15 protein-coding genes and 1 pseudogene are annotated in these 17,050 nt (G+C 64.7%); 14 read left to right on the top strand and 2 right to left on the bottom strand.

What is annotated here, in order from left to right; genetic code table 11:
• Positions 1-169: 169 nt before the first annotated feature.
• From RS027_RS12585 to RS027_RS12540, 10 genes and pseudogenes are all read left to right on the top strand, one after another.
• Positions 170-2,047, top strand: coding sequence for an NAD(P)-binding protein (locus tag RS027_RS12585; RefSeq protein WP_311957458.1), 1,878 nt, complete (start codon positions 170-172; stop codon positions 2,045-2,047).
• Entirely contained in the window at positions 2,048-3,250 is a 1,203-nt protein-coding gene (locus RS027_RS12580; protein ID WP_311957455.1) for a cytochrome c, read from the top strand.
• Positions 3,251-3,479: 229 nt separating this feature from the next.
• Positions 3,480-4,931, top strand: a complete 1,452-nt coding sequence (locus RS027_RS12575; RefSeq protein ID WP_311957452.1) for an OmpP1/FadL family transporter — start codon at positions 3,480-3,482, stop codon at positions 4,929-4,931.
• 134 nt (positions 4,932-5,065) lie between these two features.
• Positions 5,066-6,164 (top strand): peptide chain release factor 2 gene (gene prfB / locus RS027_RS12570; protein WP_376717601.1). Its coding sequence is split into 2 segments (ribosomal slippage): positions 5,066-5,140 and positions 5,142-6,164, totalling 1,098 coding nucleotides; the frame shifts between segments, so codons are not numbered across the junction.
• Between the two features lie 50 nt (positions 6,165-6,214).
• Complete coding sequence (gene lysS, locus RS027_RS12565; protein ID WP_311957446.1) at positions 6,215-7,726, top strand: lysine--tRNA ligase; 1,512 nt, start codon at positions 6,215-6,217, stop codon at positions 7,724-7,726.
• 118 nt (positions 7,727-7,844) lie between these two features.
• Positions 7,845-8,231, top strand: a complete 387-nt coding sequence (locus RS027_RS12560) for a hypothetical protein (RefSeq protein ID WP_311957444.1) — start codon at positions 7,845-7,847, stop codon at positions 8,229-8,231.
• A gap of 93 nt (positions 8,232-8,324) precedes the next feature.
• Positions 8,325-9,724 (top strand): annotated as a pseudogene (locus RS027_RS12555) (MFS transporter).
• Between the two features lie 76 nt (positions 9,725-9,800).
• A complete protein-coding gene (locus RS027_RS12550; protein WP_311957442.1) occupies positions 9,801-10,109 on the top strand; it encodes a BolA family protein in 309 nt (102 codons plus the stop codon).
• The gene (locus RS027_RS12545) at positions 10,106-10,912 is read left to right on the top strand and encodes a hypothetical protein (protein WP_311957441.1); all 807 of its coding nucleotides are present in this window, start codon (positions 10,106-10,108) and stop codon (positions 10,910-10,912) included. Before RS027_RS12550 ends, RS027_RS12545 begins: the two co-directional genes overlap by 4 nt.
• The gene (locus RS027_RS12540; RefSeq protein WP_311957440.1) at positions 10,905-11,429 is read left to right on the top strand and encodes a GNAT family N-acetyltransferase; all 525 of its coding nucleotides are present in this window, start codon (positions 10,905-10,907) and stop codon (positions 11,427-11,429) included. The genes RS027_RS12545 and RS027_RS12540 overlap by 8 nt, the downstream gene beginning before the upstream one ends.
• On the opposite strand, the gene zapB is transcribed toward RS027_RS12540, so the two are convergent.
• Positions 11,426-11,614 (bottom strand): cell division protein ZapB, encoded by a 189-nt coding sequence (gene zapB, locus RS027_RS12535; RefSeq protein WP_311957439.1) that lies wholly within the window; start codon positions 11,612-11,614, stop codon positions 11,426-11,428. The genes RS027_RS12540 and zapB overlap by 4 nt on opposite strands.
• A 203-nt stretch (positions 11,615-11,817) precedes the next feature.
• A complete protein-coding gene (gene rsmD / locus RS027_RS12530) occupies positions 11,818-12,450 on the bottom strand; it encodes a 16S rRNA (guanine(966)-N(2))-methyltransferase RsmD (protein WP_311957437.1) in 633 nt (210 codons plus the stop codon).
• 138 nt (positions 12,451-12,588) lie between these two features.
• Here rsmD and ftsY point away from each other — a divergent pair, with 138 nt between their 5' ends.
• From ftsY to rpoH, 4 genes are all read left to right on the top strand, one after another.
• Positions 12,589-13,896, top strand: a complete 1,308-nt coding sequence (gene ftsY, locus RS027_RS12525) for a signal recognition particle-docking protein FtsY (RefSeq protein WP_311957435.1) — start codon at positions 12,589-12,591, stop codon at positions 13,894-13,896.
• Positions 13,893-14,561, top strand: a complete 669-nt coding sequence (gene ftsE, locus RS027_RS12520; protein ID WP_311957434.1) for a cell division ATP-binding protein FtsE — start codon at positions 13,893-13,895, stop codon at positions 14,559-14,561. The genes ftsY and ftsE overlap by 4 nt, the downstream gene beginning before the upstream one ends.
• Positions 14,558-15,610, top strand: a complete 1,053-nt coding sequence (gene ftsX, locus RS027_RS12515) for a permease-like cell division protein FtsX (protein WP_311957431.1) — start codon at positions 14,558-14,560, stop codon at positions 15,608-15,610. Before ftsE ends, ftsX begins: the two co-directional genes overlap by 4 nt.
• A 267-nt stretch (positions 15,611-15,877) precedes the next feature.
• Entirely contained in the window at positions 15,878-16,750 is an 873-nt protein-coding gene (gene rpoH / locus RS027_RS12510) for an RNA polymerase sigma factor RpoH (RefSeq protein WP_311957423.1), read from the top strand.
• Positions 16,751-17,050: the final 300 nt, after the last annotated feature.

Genomic DNA, 17,050 nt, shown 5'->3' with positions numbered 1-17,050 from the left:
GGAGCAGGTGCTCGATTCGCTCCCACTGATCATCGCGTAACTTCAACCGACTCATGGCCCACCAAAATCTATGAATACTAAATCAGTTTAAACGAAACTAATGATTGTTAACACACCCTAGTGAAAACACCGGGCCGGAAGCGGTTCTATCCACTTGAAAGGGGTATCCATGGCGATTACGCGCAGGGATTTTCTAAATGGCGTTGCGATCACTATTGCCGCAGGCGCAACGCCGCTAAGCCTGCTAAAAGCCAGTCCGCAGTCAGAGCACCGCTATCCGCCCCTGCGTACGGGCATGCGGGGCAACCATCCGGGCTCTTTTGAAGCGGCGCACAAACTGGCCCGCCAGGGCCACCGTTTCGCCCTGGGTGGGCTGGAGGTGCAGGATGCCTACGATCTTGTCGTGGTGGGCGCCGGCATCAGCGGTCTGGCGGCAGCCTGGGTCTACCGGAAGCGCCATCCCGACGCGAGCATCCTGATCCTTGATAATCATGATGACTTTGGCGGCCACGCCAAGCGCAACGAGTTCGAGGTGGGCGACCAAACCCTGCTGAGCTACGGCGGCAGCGAGTCGTTTCAGTCGCCGGATTCGCTTTTCAGCGACCAGGTCAACGGGCTCTTGGAAGCACTCGGCGTTGAGCACGAGCGCTTTCGTGCCTACTTTGACCGGGGCTATTACTACCGGCAGGGCATGAGCCGTGGGGTCTTCTTCGACAAGGCGCATTTTGGTGTCGATAAGGTTGTTGGCGGCAATCCCGAAATGAGCGTGGCCGATGATTTGCGCCCGGAGCTGCTCAACGGTCGTTCGCTCGAGGCCTATATCCGCGACTTTCCCTTGTCGGAGGAAGCCACGAAAGAGCTGCTCGAGCTGCACCTGGATCCGCCGGATTACCTACCGCAGATGTCGATGGATGAAAAAGTCGACTACCTGTCCGGCATCAGCTATTACGATTTCCTGAAAAATACGGTCGGCCTGAGCGACGAGGCGCTGCTGTATTTCCGCTCCACCAGCAATGAGTTCTACGGCTACGGCGTTGATGCCATTGCGGCAATCGACGCTCACGAGGTGCGCTATCCCGGCTTTTCCGCCATGGACCTGCCCGAGCCCGGCGAAGACGTGAAGGCCGAGCTGGATGATCCTTACATCTACCATTTCCCCGACGGTAATGCCTCGGTGGCCCGGCTTCTGGTGCGGGACATGATCCCCGAGGTGGCGTCCGGCAGCACCATGGAAGACGTGGTGATGGCAACCTTTGACTACGGCAAGCTGGACCGGCCCGGCAGCGACGTTCGCCTGCGCCTGAACAGCACCGTGGTGCGGGTCGACAACCCCGATGGGCCGGTGGATGTGGGCTACCTCAACGAGGGAGAGCTGCGGCGGGTACGGGGCAGAAACTGCATCATGGCCTGCTACAACATGATGATCCCCGCCATGGTGCCGTCGCTGCCCGCACGGCAAAAGGAAGCGCTGCATCGCAACGTCAAGGCGCCGCTGGTGTACACCAAGGTAGTGCTGAAGAACTGGCGGGCCTTCAAGCGCCTGGGGATACATTCCATGTATGCCCCGACGGCCCCTTACAGCCTGGTCAAGCTGGACTATCCGGTCAGCATGGGGGGCTACGAGCACGCCTCCGGCCCGGACGATCCGATTGTGGTGCATATGGTGCAGGTGCCCACTGCGGCCAATACCGGCTTGCCCGTCCGCCAGCAGCTGCGTATGGGGCGGGCCGAGCTTTTGGGACGCTCGTTTGCCGATATGGAAGCCGAGGTTCGCCAGCAGCTGGCGGCAACCCTGGCAGTATCGGACGCCGAGCTTGACGAGTTAATCAGCGCCATCACCGTTAACCGCTGGTCTCACGGCTACAGCTATGAAGAAACCAGCCTGTTCGATACCACGCCCGAAGCGGAGCGCACCATCAAGCTGGCGCGTCAGCGCCATGGCCGCATAGCCATTGCCAACTCGGACGCCGGCTGGAGCCCCTATATGCACGCTGCCATTGACCAGGCGTTTCGCGCCGTTGACGAACTGACCGGTGAAGAGGGCTGAATGATGATGAAACCTGCTACCTTCATGATCGCCGCCGCCTTGAGCACTCAGGCCTGGGCGGCAAGCGATGCCCAAATTGAGCATGGCGAGTACCTGGCCAAAGCGAGCGACTGCGCCGCTTGCCATACGGCCCCCGGCGGTGAGCCCTTTGCCGGGGGCCTGGCCATGCCAACCCCGGTGGGCGACATCTACACCACCAACATCACTCCTGACGCTGATACCGGCATCGGTGACTATACGCTCGAGCAGTTTACCGCCGCGCTGCGCGAGGGGCAGTCGCCCCACGGGCCCCTGTATCCGGCCATGCCCTATACCAGCTATACCAAGATGTCGGATGGCGATATCGAAGCGCTTTATGCCTACTTCATGAACGCGGTTGAGCCGGTCAGCCGGGAGAACCAGCCGTCCGATATTACCTGGCCGTTGAGCATGCGCTGGCCGCTGCACGCCTGGAAAGCCGCCTATCTCGACGAGGGCGAGTTTCAGCCGGATGCGTCGCGCACGGAGGAGTGGAACCGCGGCGCCTATCTGGTCCAGGGGCCCGGGCACTGCGGTTCCTGCCACACGCCTCGAGGCATCGGTTTTCAGCAAAAAGGCCTGGACGAAAGCGATGACGCCTTTCTTGCCGGTGCGGAGCTGGACGGCTGGTGGGCGACTAGCCTGCGCGGCGACTGGCAAACGGGCATCGGCTCGTTATCGGTTGACGACATTAGCCAGCTGCTGGCAAGCGGCATGGGCGGACAGGTATCAGTGTCCGGGAGCATGGCGGAGGTAGTGCGCCATAGCACCCAGTATCTGAGCGATGAGGATCGCCTGGCCATCGCGGTGTATCTAAAATCGCTGGCGCCGGACAAGGAGAGCCTGGCCACCAACGTCGATCAGCCTACCCAGAACGGCGCCGAGCTTTATAACGAATACTGCGCTACCTGCCACGGCGATGACGGCTCGGGCTATTCGGACGTCACGCCAACGCTTGCCGGCAATGCCACCGTCAATGCCGACAGCCCAAGCTCGCTTGCGCGAATTATTCTGGAGGGCATTGAAACGCCGCTCGCAGGCCCCGGGCACACTCAGCGCTTGATGCCCGGCTATGGCTGGAAGCTAAGCGATGAGCAGATTGCCAAGCTCATCACCTTCATGCGCAGCCGCTGGGGCAACGCCGCGGATCCGGTGTCGTCCGGTTTTGTCGGTAAGCATCGCTAAGCGCCTGCCCGCCGGCATACGACCAATGGATAAGCCACAAACGCCCCAAAATCAGCGCTTGCCCTTGAACCCGGGTGCCGGGTGCGAGAAAAAGGAGCTACGTTAAACGTACGTATGAGTCGGGTGATTTTCCGGCCCGGCGTATGCCGCGCCAGCCTTTATCGCTTAACGGCCGGCGCGCCTCACTTACGGCAGCGTCCGTAGGCTTCTCGGGGAAAAGGGATCGGCCATGAATAACAATGTCAATAAAATCAATGCCAATAAAATCAATGCCAATAAAATTAATGCGAATAACGCCAGTGCTAATAACGATGCCTTCGTTGGCGTGGGTGCTGCCAGACATACCGCAACCCTCGCGCTGACGGCCGCCGTGGCGGCCGCGGCGCTGACGGCCGGGCAGGCCCAGGCAGGCGGGTTTCAACTCAACGAGCAAAGCGTGAGCGGCCAGGGCTACGGTCACGCCGGGCGCAGCTCCAACGTCCACGATGCCACTATCGTGTTTGGCAACCCGGCGGGGATGTCGTTTCTTGACCGCGCGCAGATTTCCGTGGGTGGGACCTATCTGAAGGCGAAAACCGACATCAGCAATGCCCGGGCGTCGCAAAGCAGCCCGGCCTTTTTGCAAGCCACCGGCGGCGCTACCGATACGCTGCCGGTCGCGGGCTCCAACGAGGGTGACATGGTGCCGGGTACCTTTGTGCCCTTTGCCTTCTATGCCCACCCGGTCAACGAAAGGCTTGCCTTTGGCTTTGGCGTCTATGCGCCGTTCGGCTCCAAGACGGACTACGAAGGCGGCTTTCAGGGGCGCAACCAGGGCGATTACACCTCGGTAGAGGTCAAGAGCGCCCAGCCGACGGTGTCCTACCGCTTCAACGACCAGTGGTCGGTGGGTGCCGGCGTCAGCTACAACCGCGTGGACGGCGAGCTGCGCCGCCAGGTGCCGGTGGTGACGCCGCTGGGCGCGGCCGAGGTGGACTCCCGGGTCGAGGGCGACGACGAGGCCTGGGGCTATAACCTCGGGGTGATGTATCAGCCGGTGCCGGAAACCACCCTGGGGCTGACCTATCGCTCCAAGGTGGATTATACCCTGGAGGGGGATTTCACCGCCTCGTCGCCGGCGCTCGACCAGCTGGGTATCGGCACCGTGACCGACGATGCCACCCTTGATCTGACCACGCCGGAAACCGTCAACTTCTCCGTGACCCAGCAGATGAGCGAAAAGCTCAAGCTGATGTTCGGCGCTTCCTGGACGCGCTGGAGCCAGTTCGAGCGGATCCTGGTCGAGGGCGCCGACCGCGGGGAGGTGACCAACGAGACGCAGAACTATTCCAACGCCTGGGCGTTTGCCACCGGCGGCGAGTATCAGCTAACGCCGGCGCTTGCCCTGCGCGCCGGTTTGACGCTGGATTCCACGCCGACAAGCGATGAGCACCGCAGCGTGCGCATTCCGTCCGACGACCGGCGGATCTTCTCGCTGGGCGCGGGCTGGACGCCCGTGGATGATCTGACCGTCGACGTGGCGTATTCCTACCTCACCGAGCGGCGCACGGAAATCAGCCAGACCAAGACCGACAGCTTCACCGTGGCCGGCCAGCAAACGCCCCCGGTGACGTCGAACTACAGCGCCGACTACAAAAACGAAGCCCACGGCTTTGGCGCCCAGCTGACCTACCGCTTCTAAACGCTGGCGAAAAGCCCCCGCAACCCGGCCATCAGGCCGGGTTTTTCTTTCCGCCTTGGCGGCGATGGATGCGGTGCGCTCAGGGTTTCGCTACAATGCCGGTTTTGCCAACGACATACAGCTGGGGCGAATCCATGTTGGAAACTAACCCGATCCATCAACAAATCAAGGATCTGTCGGAGCGGACAGGCATTCTTAGGGGGTATCTTTGACTATGCTGAACGCAAGGATCGGCTGGAAGAAGTAACCCGAGAGCTTGAGGATCCCGACGTCTGGAGCGATCCGGAGCGCGCCCAGAAACTGGGCAAGGAGCGCGCGTCGCTGGATACCATCGTCTCCACCATCGACACGCTCGAACAGAGCCTGGGTGACAGCGAAGACCTGCTGGAGCTTGCCGAGATGGAAGACGACCAGGACACGGTGGACGAGGTCTGCAAGGAGCTTAACGCCATGCAGGCGCGTCTGGAGAAGCTCGAGTTCCGGCGGATGTTTTCCGGCGAAATGGACGAAAATAACGCCTATCTCGACATCCAGTCCGGCTCCGGCGGTACTGAAGCCCAGGACTGGGCCAACATGCTGCTGCGCATGTACCTGCGCTGGGCCGAGCACCACGGCTTCAAAACGGACTTGCTCGAGGTATCGGCGGGTGACGTAGCGGGCGTCAAGTCGGCGACGATTCACGTCCAGGGCGACTACGCCTTCGGCTGGCTGCGCTCGGAAACCGGCGTGCATCGCCTGGTGCGCAAGAGCCCGTTTGACTCCGGCGGCCGGCGGCACACGTCGTTTACCTCGGTGTTTGTTTCCCCCGAAGTGGACGACAGCTTCGAGGTGAACATCAACCCGTCCGACCTGCGCACCGATACCTACCGCTCCAGCGGCGCCGGCGGCCAGCACGTCAACACCACCGATTCCGCCGTGCGTATCACCCACGAGCCCACGGGGATCGTAGTGGCCTGCCAGAGCCAGCGCAGCCAGCACGCCAACCGCGACTTTGCCATGAAGCAGCTCCGGGCCCGGCTCTGGGAGCACGAAATGGACAAGCGCAACGAGGCCAAGCAGGCGGCGGAAGACGCCAAGTCAGATATCGGCTGGGGCAGCCAGATTCGCTCCTACGTGCTGGACGACCAGCGCATCAAGGACCTGCGCACCGGGGTGCAGTCAAGCAGCTGCGACAAGGTGCTCGACGGCGATCTGGATCCGTTTATCGTCGCCAGCCTCAAGCAGGGCCTGTAGCGTTTTCCGCTTCATCGACTTTTCAAGGTTCATATTGCAAGGGTGCCCGAATGGCCAACCAGGACGCGTCTTTTGACAACGAAAATCACCTGATCGCCGAGCGCCGCGCCAAGCTGGCCGAGCGCCGCGAGCAGGCCGAAGCCCGGGGGAAAAGCGCGTTTCCCAACGACTTCCGCCGGGACAGCCTGAGCGCTGAGCTGGAGGAGGCGCTGGGCGACAGGGACAAGGCCGAGCTCGAGACGCTGGACCGCCAGGCGGCGGTGGCCGGGCGCATCATGCGCAAGCGCGGCCCCTTTATCGTGATTCAGGACGCGGCCGGGCAGATCCAGCTCTACGTGGACAAGAAAGGCCTGCCGGAAGCGGTGCTCGACGATATCAAGAGCTGGGACATCGGCGATATCGTGGCCGGCCGCGGGCCGGTGCACAAGTCCGGCAAGGGCGACCTTTACGTCAAGATGAACGAGGCCGCGCTCCTGACCAAGAGCCTGCGCCCGTTGCCGGACAAGTTTCACGGCCTGACCGACCAGGAGGCCCGCTACCGCCAGCGCTACGTGGACCTGATCATGAACCCGGAGTCGCGCCGGGTGTTCGAAACCCGGGCGGCGATCATCAGCGCCATGCGGCGCTTCTTCGAGGATCGCGGCTTCATGGAGGTGGAAACCCCCATGCTCCAGCAGATCCCCGGCGGTGCCACCGCGCGGCCGTTCATGACCCACCACAACGCGCTGGATATCGACATGTACCTGCGCGTGGCCCCCGAGCTCTATCTCAAGCGGCTGGTAGTGGGCGGCTTCGAGAAAGTCTTTGAAATCAACCGCAACTTCAGAAACGAGGGGCTTTCCACCCGGCATAACCCCGAGTTCACCATGGTCGAGTTCTACTGGGCCTACGCCGACTACCACGACCTCCTTGACCTCACCGAGGCCATGCTGCGCACCACCGCAGAAAAAGTGCTGGGCACCACCACGGTGACCTACCAGGGCGAGGCGTACGACTTTGGCAAGCCGTTTGATCGGCTCACCCTGCGCGACGCCATTCTCCGCCACGGCGACGGCATCACCGCGGCCGACCTGGATTCCCCCGAGGCGGCCCGGGCGCTGGCCGGCAAGCTGGGCATTCCGGCCAAAGACAGCTGGGGGCTTGGCAAGCTGCAGACGGAAATTTTTGAAGAGGTGGCCGAGCCCCGGCTCGATCAGCCCACCTTCATCATCGAATACCCGGCCGAGGTCAGCCCCCTGGCCCGGCGCAACGACGCCAACCCCTTCGTCACCGACCGCTTCGAGTTTTTCGTCGGCGGCCGCGAGATCGCCAACGGCTTCTCCGAGCTCAACGACGCCGAAGACCAGGCCGAGCGCTTCAGGGAGCAGGTGGCGGAGAAGGACGCCGGCGACCTGGAAGCCATGTACTACGACGCCGACTACGTGCGCGCGCTGGAGTACGGCCTGCCGCCCACGGCGGGCGAGGGCATCGGCATCGACCGGCTGGTGATGCTGTTTACCGACAGCCCCTCCATCCGCGACGTGCTGCTGTTCCCGGCCATGCGCCCGGAAGCGGAAGCGTGAGCTGAGCCCGGCAATAGGCAGTGCCGGGCGTTGGCAAGTCGGCGCGCAAACGCCCATAATGTTTCCGTTTGCATGCCTGTGATCGTCCCGTGAGGCATCGTTCTGTGAGGAGAACCCCATGAAACTGCTTAACCGCTCCGCCCTGAGCGTTCGGCCGACCCAGGAATTCGTGGACTGGATCAACGCGCTCGAGCCCACCATGGGAGACGATGACCTGACGCTTGACGACGTTGACCGTGAGAGCACCGTCTACCTGATTCCCGAAATGGACACGCCCGAAGCGCTGAATGCCTACATCCGCGAGCGCTACGTGGAGATTTTTGAAATCGAGCTGCGCGCCTGGGAAGAGGACGAGCGCCAGTGGCCCGAGTCCCTTGACTGGGCGCTGTTTGAGGACTTCCTGCGCATCGAGCACAGCTTCCTGGCGGTAGATCTTGACGACGAGACGGCGCTGGAAATCTCCGAAGTGGACGATGCGCTGCTGCTCGACAACGATCCCGACTAGCTGCCCGTAGACCAGGCGCCCGTAACGGGGCAGCGCCAGCGTAGATAAAACCGGCTGCGGCCGGTTTTGCTGTGTTCCCCCGAGGACTTTCCCATGTGGCTGTTTGAAACGCGCGAAGGCGACGACGGCCTGCCCGGCCCGGAGCGCTTGCTTGCCGTACTGGCGCTGGTCAGCGGCACGCTGATGGCGGTGGTGGATACCACCATGATCAATCTCGCGCTGCCCTCCATTGCCGCCGATCTTGAGGTGGCGTCCGCCGACGTGGTGTGGGTGACCACGATTTTCCAGGTGGTCAGCGCCGCTTTTCTGCTGGTCTTTGCGGCCTTAAGCGAGCTTGTAACCCGCCGGCGGATCTATCTGTTCGGGCTGGGCACCTTCGTGCTCGCCGCGCTTGGCTCGGCGCTGTCGCGACACCTTGAGCTCCTGCTGGCGTTTCGCGCGCTGCAGGGGTTGGGAGCGGCGGCGACGCTATCCATCGGCGCCTCTCTCTACCGGCTGATTTTCCCTTCAAGGCTGCTGGGCAGCGCTTTGGGCCTCTCCGCGCTGGTGGTGGGCGGGGGCTACGCCGCCGGCCCCACGCTTAGCGGGCTGATGCTGTCGTTCACCCATTGGCCCTGGCTCTTTGCCCTCAACGTGCCGCTGGGGCTCGTCTCCCTGCTGTTTGCCTATCGCGCGCTGCCCAAAGAGGCGCCGCGCCAGGGTAGCTTCGATCTTCCCGGCGCGCTTTTTTCCATGCTCACGCTCGCCGGGCTGTTTCTCACCATGGACGCTATCGGCCATCGCGCGCCGCTTTGGCAGTGGGCCGGGTTTGGCGCCGCGGCGCTGGCGGGGGCTGCCGCGTTTATCCGCCGCCAGCGCCGGGCGCCGTACCCGCTGCTGCCGCTTTACCTGTTTAACGAAAGACGCTTCACCCTGGCGGTGTCGGCCTCGGGGCTTGCGTTTATCGGCCAGGGGCTGGCGTTTGTCGCGCTGTCGTTTCTGTATCAGGAAAAAATGGGTTTCAGCCCGCTGCTCACCGCCTGGCTGTTTACCCCCTGGCCGCTTGCGCTGATGGTGGTGGGGCCGATGGCCGGCCGCCTGGCCGACCGCGTTAACCCCAGCGTGCTCTCGACCACCGGCCTGGTGCTGGTGATCACGGGCTTCGTTGCCCTTGCGCTGGTGGATGAAAACACCGGCATCGTCGGAAGCCTCTGGCGGGTGGCGCTGTGCGGCCTTGGTTTTGGCCTTTTTCAGCCGCCCAACAACCGCGAAATGATGGCCAGCCTCCCCGCCGCGCGCAGCGCCAACGTGTCCGGAGTGATGAGCACCACGCGCACCGTGGGCCAGTCGCTTGGGGTGGCGCTGGTGGGCGCGGTGCTGGCGCTGGGGCTTGCCGTGCAGGTGACGCTGTGGCTGGGGCGGTGACTTCGCTGCTCTCGCTTGTCGTCAGCGCCGCGCGCATTCCGCTGGCGCGGCGCGCCATGCAGGAGCGCACATCGTCGCGCGTCGCATAAGCGCGTACAATTGGCTTTGTCGCTTCCGGCGGCGTCGTTGCGGCCGGACGTTGTCGAGTCAGCCAAGGAGGTCACTGTGACACTGCAGGAACAGATCGGGCAAAAGCTCAAGGCGCTTTCACCCACGGTGCTCGAGGTGGAAAACGAAAGCCATCGGCACAGCGTGCCGCCCAACTCCGAAACCCACTTCAAGGTCACGCTGGTCAGCGAGCGGTTTGACGGCCTGCTGCCGGTCAAGCGCCACCAGCAGGTGTACAAGCTGCTGGCCGACGAGATGTCGGGGCCGGTGCACGCGCTGGCGCTGCACCTTTATACCCCGGAGGAGTGGGAGGCCCGGGGCGGCGAACGCCCGGACTCCCCGGACTGTCGCGGCGGCGGCAAGTGAATCCGGAGGTCGTTCGCCGGCAGTATCTCGACGCCATGGGCATTACCGCCTACGCGTCGCGCTACCGCCTGCCCAACGCGCTGGCCACCCAGGCCTGCGAGTGGGACGATGCGCCGCCGGAGCCCGAGTCGCCGGGAAAGCGCCTGCACGCGCTGCTTGACGATGCCCAGCAGGTTGAAGCCAGCCGCCGGGCGGCGCCGCCGGCCGAGCCCTCGGCTAACCCCGCCGCGCTCAAGGCGCTGCTGAATGAGGAGCGCCCGGCCCCGCCTTCGGCGCCGGTAGAAGCGCCGCCGAAGGCGCCCGCTGCCCCCGCCGCGCCGCTGCGCTTTACGCTGTCCTGCGTATGCCTTGGCGGGCGCTGGCTAAGCCTGCACGAAGGCGAGCCGGGGGACGCCGCGCGCCGGCTGCTTAGCAATCTCTGCCGCGCGGCGGGTATCGATGTGGCCAGCCTCTCGGCCTGGCACACCCTGAGCTGGCCGCCGCTTGTCGGCGGCCCCGCGCCGGAAGCGCCGCTTGAAGAAGCCCGGGAGGGGCTCTGCGCCTTTGTCGACGGCGCGGCAAGCCGCAACGGCTGGAAGCCGACCCGAGTGCTGTGGTGGGGCGGGGATGACGCCTCGCCGCTTGCCCGGGTGCTGGCCCCGGAAGAGGAGCGCGGCCGGGCCGTCTCCCAGGCCCTATCGCTGCCGCTGTGGCAGGGGCCGGCCCTTGAGACGCTGCTGGAAGACGGGGCGGCCAAGCGCGATCTATGGCCGGCGCTGGCGGCGCTGGGCGCGCAGTGGCGCAAGGAAACGGCCGATGGCTGAAAACGGAGCGCAAAAGTGTGCGCCATGGCGGGTCGAGACGCTCAGCGCCCGCGATGCCGGCAACGTCATGTCAGGGGGCAGCATTGCCGGCAGCGGTGCCGTGGCAGCCGCCCTGTGCGAGGCCATGGAAACGAAAGACGGTCGGGTACTGGGCGTCATGGCCGCCGGCGCTTCCGGGCAGGCGCCTTTACTGGCCGGCTATCTCTGGTTGGCGCGGCTGCCGTTTGACGCCGAAATCCAGGCGCTAGGCGTTGTGCCCGACTATCGTGGCCGGGGCGTCGGGGATGCGCTGGTGCGCGCCGCTTGTGAGGCGGCCGGGCACTGGCAGAGCGAGCGCCTGCTGCTGGAAGTGCGCGCCGGCAACGCCGCCGCCATTGCGCTTTATAAGCGCCACGGCTTTGGCGTGGACGGGCGGCGTCGGGACTACTATCCGCCCCTGTCTCCGGCCGCCGGCAGCGGGCGGGAAGATGCGCTGCTGATGTCGCGCGCCTTCGGCGCTCAGGCCGCGAGCCGTTAGCTGCTGCTGCTGGAGTCGTCGAATTTCTGCAGCAGGCCGTTGAGCCGGCGCTCCCACTCTTCACGCTCCTGCTTGAGCGTTTGGTTTTCTTCGCGCAGCTCGTCGTTTTCCAGCTTGGAAAGCTCGAGCGCCTCTACCGTGGCGGTAACTTTTTGCTCGAGCTGATTGAACAGTTCCTGGCTCATGGATCTCTCCGACAATAAACAAATAGACAAGGCTGGTCTGGGCCAGCGCCTGAGCGTAACGCCCGGGCGGCGCGGCGGCAAGCTGTGATCTCTCGGTAGAGCAGTTGCAGTGGGCTATGTCCGGAGGAGCCGGGAGCAGGTCGAAGAGGGGGTTCTACGCCAGAGATGGATTCATAGCGCCCCCTCGCAGACCTGTTGACGGCTTAATTCGGGTGGCTGGGGCTAAGGCGCTGATAGAGCCGCGCCGTGGTGTCGCCGGCGCCGGCCTGCCGGTGCAGCAGCCAGCTGCCGGGCACTGCCGGCGTCAGGGTGGCTTCCGCCTCCAGGTAAATCCGCGCGCCTTCCGCCAGCCAGCCGCCGCGCTCAAGCGCGGCGCAGCAGGGGGTGATCCAGCCCTGGTGAAAGGGCGGGTCGAGCAGCACCAGGTCAAAGGGCTCGCCGGCGTTGCCGGCGGCGAGAAACGCCCGGGCGTCAACGCTCAGCACCCGGCCGCCGAGGGCCTTGAGGGTGGCCAGGTTGCGCTCCAGCTGGGTCGCGGCGCGGCCGTCCTGCTCGATGAACGTCACCTGCGTAGCCCCGCGCGACAGCGCCTCGATACCCAGCGCCCCGGTGCCGGCAAAGGCGTCGAGCACGCGTTCGCCAGCAAGCGTTTGGCCCAGCCAGTTGAACAGAGTTTCGCGCACGCGGTCAGGCGTCGGGCGCAGCCCCGGGCGGTCGGGCACGGGCAGCTGGCGACGGCGAAACTCGCCGCCGATCACCCGCAGCTTGCCGCCCTGGCGGGCGGCGGCGTGTCTGGCGTCCGGGCGGCCCGAACGCGAGGAGCGTTTTCGTTTCATGGGCGGGGATTGTAGCGCCCCGCGTGTCCAAAGTCTTGATGGGCGGTGGTAGGATAGAGGCCAGCCTGGCCGCCCGGATCCCGTCGGCGATCGTTTTTTACCTTCTTTTTATCATGCTCTGTGCGGAAGTTAGTGCCCATGTTTGGTTTTTTAAAGCGCAAGAAGAAACACGATAACCGCGAAACGGTGCCCGAAGACGACAGCGCGCTTGACCGGCAGCCGGCGCCGGATGAGGCCGACGAAGCCCCCGCGCCGCCCGCTGATGAAGAGGGTGGCGTTCGTCAGGAAAGCCATGCCGGTGACCTCGACGCGACGCCGGTCCCCGAAGCCGAGGCCAAGCCGGATCCTGAGGCCGAGTTGGCGCCCGACGCCGAGCCGGCGTCGACCTCCGAGCCGGCCGCTGATGCGCAGGCCGCGCCGGCGCCGGAGCCTGTTTCCGAACCCGAACCCGAACCCGAACCCGAACCCGAACCTCAGCCGGCTCCCGCCGACCGTCCGGAGAAAAAGGGCTGGCTTTCGCGCATCAAGGCGGGGTTGGGGAAAACCCGGGCCAACTTTACCGACGGCGTGGCCGATCTCTTTCTGGGTAAAAAACAGATCGACGACGAGCTGCTGGAGGATCTTGAGACTCAGCTGCTCATGGCCGACGTGGGGATCGAGGCCACGACCACGATTATCGAGCGGCTGGAAGCGCGGGTGTCGCGCAAGGAAATCAGCGACCCTCAGGCGCTGTACCAGGGTCTTCAGGAAGAGCTTGCCGCCATGCTGGAGCCCGTCGCTACCCCGCTGAGCCTGGAGAAATCCGGCGACGGTCCCTTTGTGATTCTTGTGGTCGGGGTCAACGGCGTGGGCAAGACCACCACTATCGGTAAGCTTACCCAGCGCTTCCAGCGCGAGGGCAAGAGCGTAATGCTCGCCGCCGGGGACACTTTCCGCGCCGCCGCGGTAGAGCAGCTCCAGGTGTGGGGCGAGCGCAACGGCGTTCCGGTCATCGCCCAGCACACCGGGGCCGACAGCGCCTCGGTGGTCTACGATGCCGTTGCCGCGGCCAAATCCCGCGGCGTGGACGTCGTCCTTGCCGATACCGCCGGGCGGCTGCACAACAAGGGGCCGCTGATGGAAGAGCTGAAAAAGGTCCATCGGGTCATGCAGAAGCTTGATGCGACCGCCCCCCACGAAGTCATGCTGGTGCTGGATGCCGGCACCGGTCAGAACGCCATCAGCCAGGCCAGCACCTTCAACGAAGCGGTGCCGGTGACCGGCATTACGCTGACCAAGCTCGACGGCACCGCCAAGGGCGGGGTGATTTTTGCCCTGGCCAACCAGCTGGAAACGCCAATTCGCTTTATCGGCGTGGGTGAAACCCTGGACGACCTGCGCCCCTTTGTCGCCCGGGAGTTTGTCAGCGCGCTGTTTGATCGTCCGGACGACGACGCCCGCGGATGATCGCCTTCGAGCGCGTGGGCAAGCGCTACGGCGGGCGCTTCGAGGCGCTGTCCCACCTGAGTTTTCACGTCAGGCGGGGCGAAATGGTGTTTCTCACCGGCCACTCCGGCGCCGGCAAAAGCTCGCTGTTGCGCCTGGTCATGCGGCTTGAGTGCCCAAGCCGAGGGCGCGTGGTGGTGGCCGGCCACGATATCGCTCGGCTGCACGCAAGCCAGGTGCCGTTTTATCGCCGCCAGATCGGCGTGGTATTTCAGGATCACCAGCTGCTTTTCGATCGCTCCATCTTTCATAACGTGGCGCTGCCGCTGGAAATTCAGGGCGCGCCGCCCCGGGAGTCGGCGCGCCGAGTGCGGGCGGCGCTGGACAAGGTCGGCCTGCTGCACCGCGAGCGTGCGATCCCCATTGAGCTTTCCGGCGGCGAGCAGCAGCGCGTGGGCATTGCCCGGGCTGTGGTCAACAAGCCGGCCCTGCTGCTCGCAGACGAGCCGACCGGTAACCTCGACCCGCAGCTGTCGGCGGATATCATGGCGCTGTTTGAAGACTTTAACCGCATCGGTACCACGGTGATGATTGCCAGCCACGACCTGGCGCTGATTACCCGGCTGCGCCATCGCATGCTGCGCCTCGCCGACGGACGCTTGGTGGCCGACGAGGGGGCACGATGAACACACCGCGCAAACCGGGTGCGACGTCCCGCAGCCGGGCCGCTACGCCGCGCCGGGGCGCCCAGGCCAAGGCCGCTGCGAACGCCCCGCCGCCCCGGGCAGCCGGCTCAGCGGCGGCGGGGCCGGGGGCTTCCAGCCGCTTTCGCGCCTGGGGCCGGCACCACCGCGCCATGGCGCTGGACAGCAGCCGACGGCTGGTGCGCCACCCCGTGGGCAGCCTTTTGACCATGCTGGCCATTGCTATCGCGCTGGTGCTACCCGCCGCGCTGTGGCTGACGCTGTCCGGGGCACGCCTGCTCGACGCCGAGGTGGACGACGGCGCCACCCTGACGGTTTACCTCGAGCCCCGCGTCGCCGCCGAGGAGGCCGGGCGCGTCGAGCAGGCGGTGACCGCGGATACCGCCGTGCAGCAAACCCGGCTGATCAGCGCCGAGCAGGGCATGGCCGACTTTCAGCAGTCGCTGGGGCTCGACGATGCCCTTGACGGCCTCGAGGACAACCCGCTGCCGGCAAGCATCGTGGTGACGCCGAAGGACGCTTCGCCGGAGGCCATGGAGGCGCTCGCCGCCCGGCTGGGCGAGGTTTCCGGCGTCGACGAAGTGCGCTTGGACCTCGCCTGGGTCGAGCGCCTGCGCCATCTGGCCGAGCTTGGCCGGCGGATCACCCTGGCGCTGGGGATGCTGTTTAGCCTGGGCGTGCTGCTGGTGGTGGGCAACACCATCCGCCTGGCGGTGGAAAGCCGGCGGCGGGAGATTGAAGTGGTCACGCTGATCGGCGCCACCCACGCCTTTGTGCGCCGGCCGTTTCTGTACAGCGGCGCCTGGTATGGCCTGGGCGGCGGGGTGCTGGCGCTAGGGCTTTTGACCCTCGGCGGGCACTGGCTGGCGCTGCCGGTTCAGGCGCTGGCGGCAAGCTACGGCGCCACTTTCACGCTGCCGGCGCTGGGCGTTGCCGGCTCTACAATCCTTCTATCCTGTAGTACCATACTTGGCTGGCTGGGCGCCTGGGTTGCGGTGAGCCGGCATCTGGCAAGCATCGGGCCGCGATGATGCGGCTCGGAAAACTCCTTTGCGCTACGCATACTTTTCTTGAATAGCCGTTAATGTCGCTTAAAAACATCGAAAAACACGATGATAGCGCGCTGTGGCCGGGGCGAAACGGAACTTTTCAACCCCGCCGAGGTCTATTATATTAAGCGCCACTATGTTCAGCGGCATCCATCACAGCGACTGCGTTTTATATAGCACGAGTTATAGTATCAGGGTTCATACAGTCAGCGTCACGTATATTGGGGTTATCAGGGAGACCATCTGCACATGAGCAACAGTCTTCTACCGGTGGGTCAGCTTTCTCCGGGTAATGATCTGGGCGGTTATATCAACGCGGTCAGCAGCATTGCGGTGCTGACCGCCGACGAAGAGCGCGCGCTCGCCTGGCGCCTCTACGACGACAGCGATTTGGAAGCGGCGCGCCGCCTGGTGCTTTCGCACCTGCGGTTTGTGGTACACATCGCACGCAGCTATTCCGGCTACGGCCTGGCTCAGGCCGACCTGATTCAGGAAGGCAACGTCGGGCTGATGAAAGCCGTCAAGCGCTTTGATCCCAACCAGGGGGTACGGCTGGTGTCCTTTGCCGTACACTGGATCAAGGCGGAAATTCACGAGTTCGTGCTGCGCAACTGGCGCATCGTCAAGATCGCGACGACCAAGGCCCAGCGCAAGCTGTTCTTCAACCTGCGCAGCGCGAAAAAGCGTCTGGCCTGGCTCAACAACGACGAAGTGAGCGCGATTGCCAAGGATCTCGACGTCAAACCCGAGGTGGTGCGCGACATGGAAGGGCGGCTGTCGTCGTTTGACGCAGGCTTTGATGCTTCGCCGGGCGAGGACGAGGACAGCGCCAGCGCGTACCGGGCACCGGTCAACTTCCTCAACGACGAAGCCGCCGACCCGGCTACCCAGCTGGAAGACAGCGACTACGAGCAGGACGCCTCGCAGCGGCTGCAGTCCGCCCTGCGTGGGCTGGACGCGCGCTCCCGGGACATTCTCCAGCGCCGCTGGCTGGCCGAGCACAAGTCCACGCTGCACGACCTGGCCGACGTTTACGGCATCTCCGCCGAGCGCATCCGCCAGCTGGAAAAAAACGCCATGAAAAAGCTGCGGCATAAAATGGGCGATACGATCTTCGCCTGAGCCTGGCGCAAAGCCGATAGCAAATAGGTAGTAAGCCCACCGCAAAACGGCGCCCGTCTCGGGCGCCGTTTTTATTGTGCGCCAGGCATGGCGCGTAGCACCGATAGGAGCTGTTCCCGAGGGTGGTGCCTCGGGATGACTTGGGGGTGAAAGTCCCCTGCGGACCCTGATAGCGGAAACCGCTAGCCGAACAGCAAGGGTGTCCGCCGCGAGGCGGAATCTGAAGGAAGCTGAAGGCAAACTCCCGGCCCGACGAACAGGAATCGCATATGAGGCAGCCACATCTGGGCGAGAGGGCAA

The sequence above is a fragment of the Halomonas garicola genome, assembly GCF_031935715.1.
Taxonomy (GTDB): domain Bacteria; phylum Pseudomonadota; class Gammaproteobacteria; order Pseudomonadales; family Halomonadaceae; genus Vreelandella; species Vreelandella garicola.
Note: the sequence above shows the minus strand (reverse complement) of the source record. Positions and strands in the feature narration are given on the sequence as shown.

Bases quoted from the DNA above. Each gene is read 5' to 3' on its own strand.
- RS027_RS12585 (WP_311957458.1), top strand. From the start codon at position 170: ATGGCGATTACGCGCAGGGATTTTCTAAATGGCGTTGCGATCACTATT.
- RS027_RS12580 (WP_311957455.1), top strand. From the start codon at position 2,048: ATGATGATGAAACCTGCTACCTTCATGATCGCCGCCGCCTTGAGCACT.
- RS027_RS12575 (WP_311957452.1), top strand. From the start codon at position 3,480: ATGAATAACAATGTCAATAAAATCAATGCCAATAAAATCAATGCCAAT.
- lysS (WP_311957446.1), top strand. From the start codon at position 6,215: ATGGCCAACCAGGACGCGTCTTTTGACAACGAAAATCACCTGATCGCC.
- RS027_RS12560 (WP_311957444.1), top strand. From the start codon at position 7,845: ATGAAACTGCTTAACCGCTCCGCCCTGAGCGTTCGGCCGACCCAGGAA.
- RS027_RS12540 (WP_311957440.1), top strand. From the start codon at position 10,905: ATGGCTGAAAACGGAGCGCAAAAGTGTGCGCCATGGCGGGTCGAGACG.
- zapB (WP_311957439.1), bottom strand. From the start codon at position 11,614: ATGAGCCAGGAACTGTTCAATCAGCTCGAGCAAAAAGTTACCGCCACG.
- rsmD (WP_311957437.1), bottom strand. From the start codon at position 12,450: ATGAAACGAAAACGCTCCTCGCGTTCGGGCCGCCCGGACGCCAGACAC.
- ftsY (WP_311957435.1), top strand. From the start codon at position 12,589: ATGTTTGGTTTTTTAAAGCGCAAGAAGAAACACGATAACCGCGAAACG.
- ftsE (WP_311957434.1), top strand. From the start codon at position 13,893: ATGATCGCCTTCGAGCGCGTGGGCAAGCGCTACGGCGGGCGCTTCGAG.
- ftsX (WP_311957431.1), top strand. From the start codon at position 14,558: ATGAACACACCGCGCAAACCGGGTGCGACGTCCCGCAGCCGGGCCGCT.
- rpoH (WP_311957423.1), top strand. From the start codon at position 15,878: ATGAGCAACAGTCTTCTACCGGTGGGTCAGCTTTCTCCGGGTAATGAT.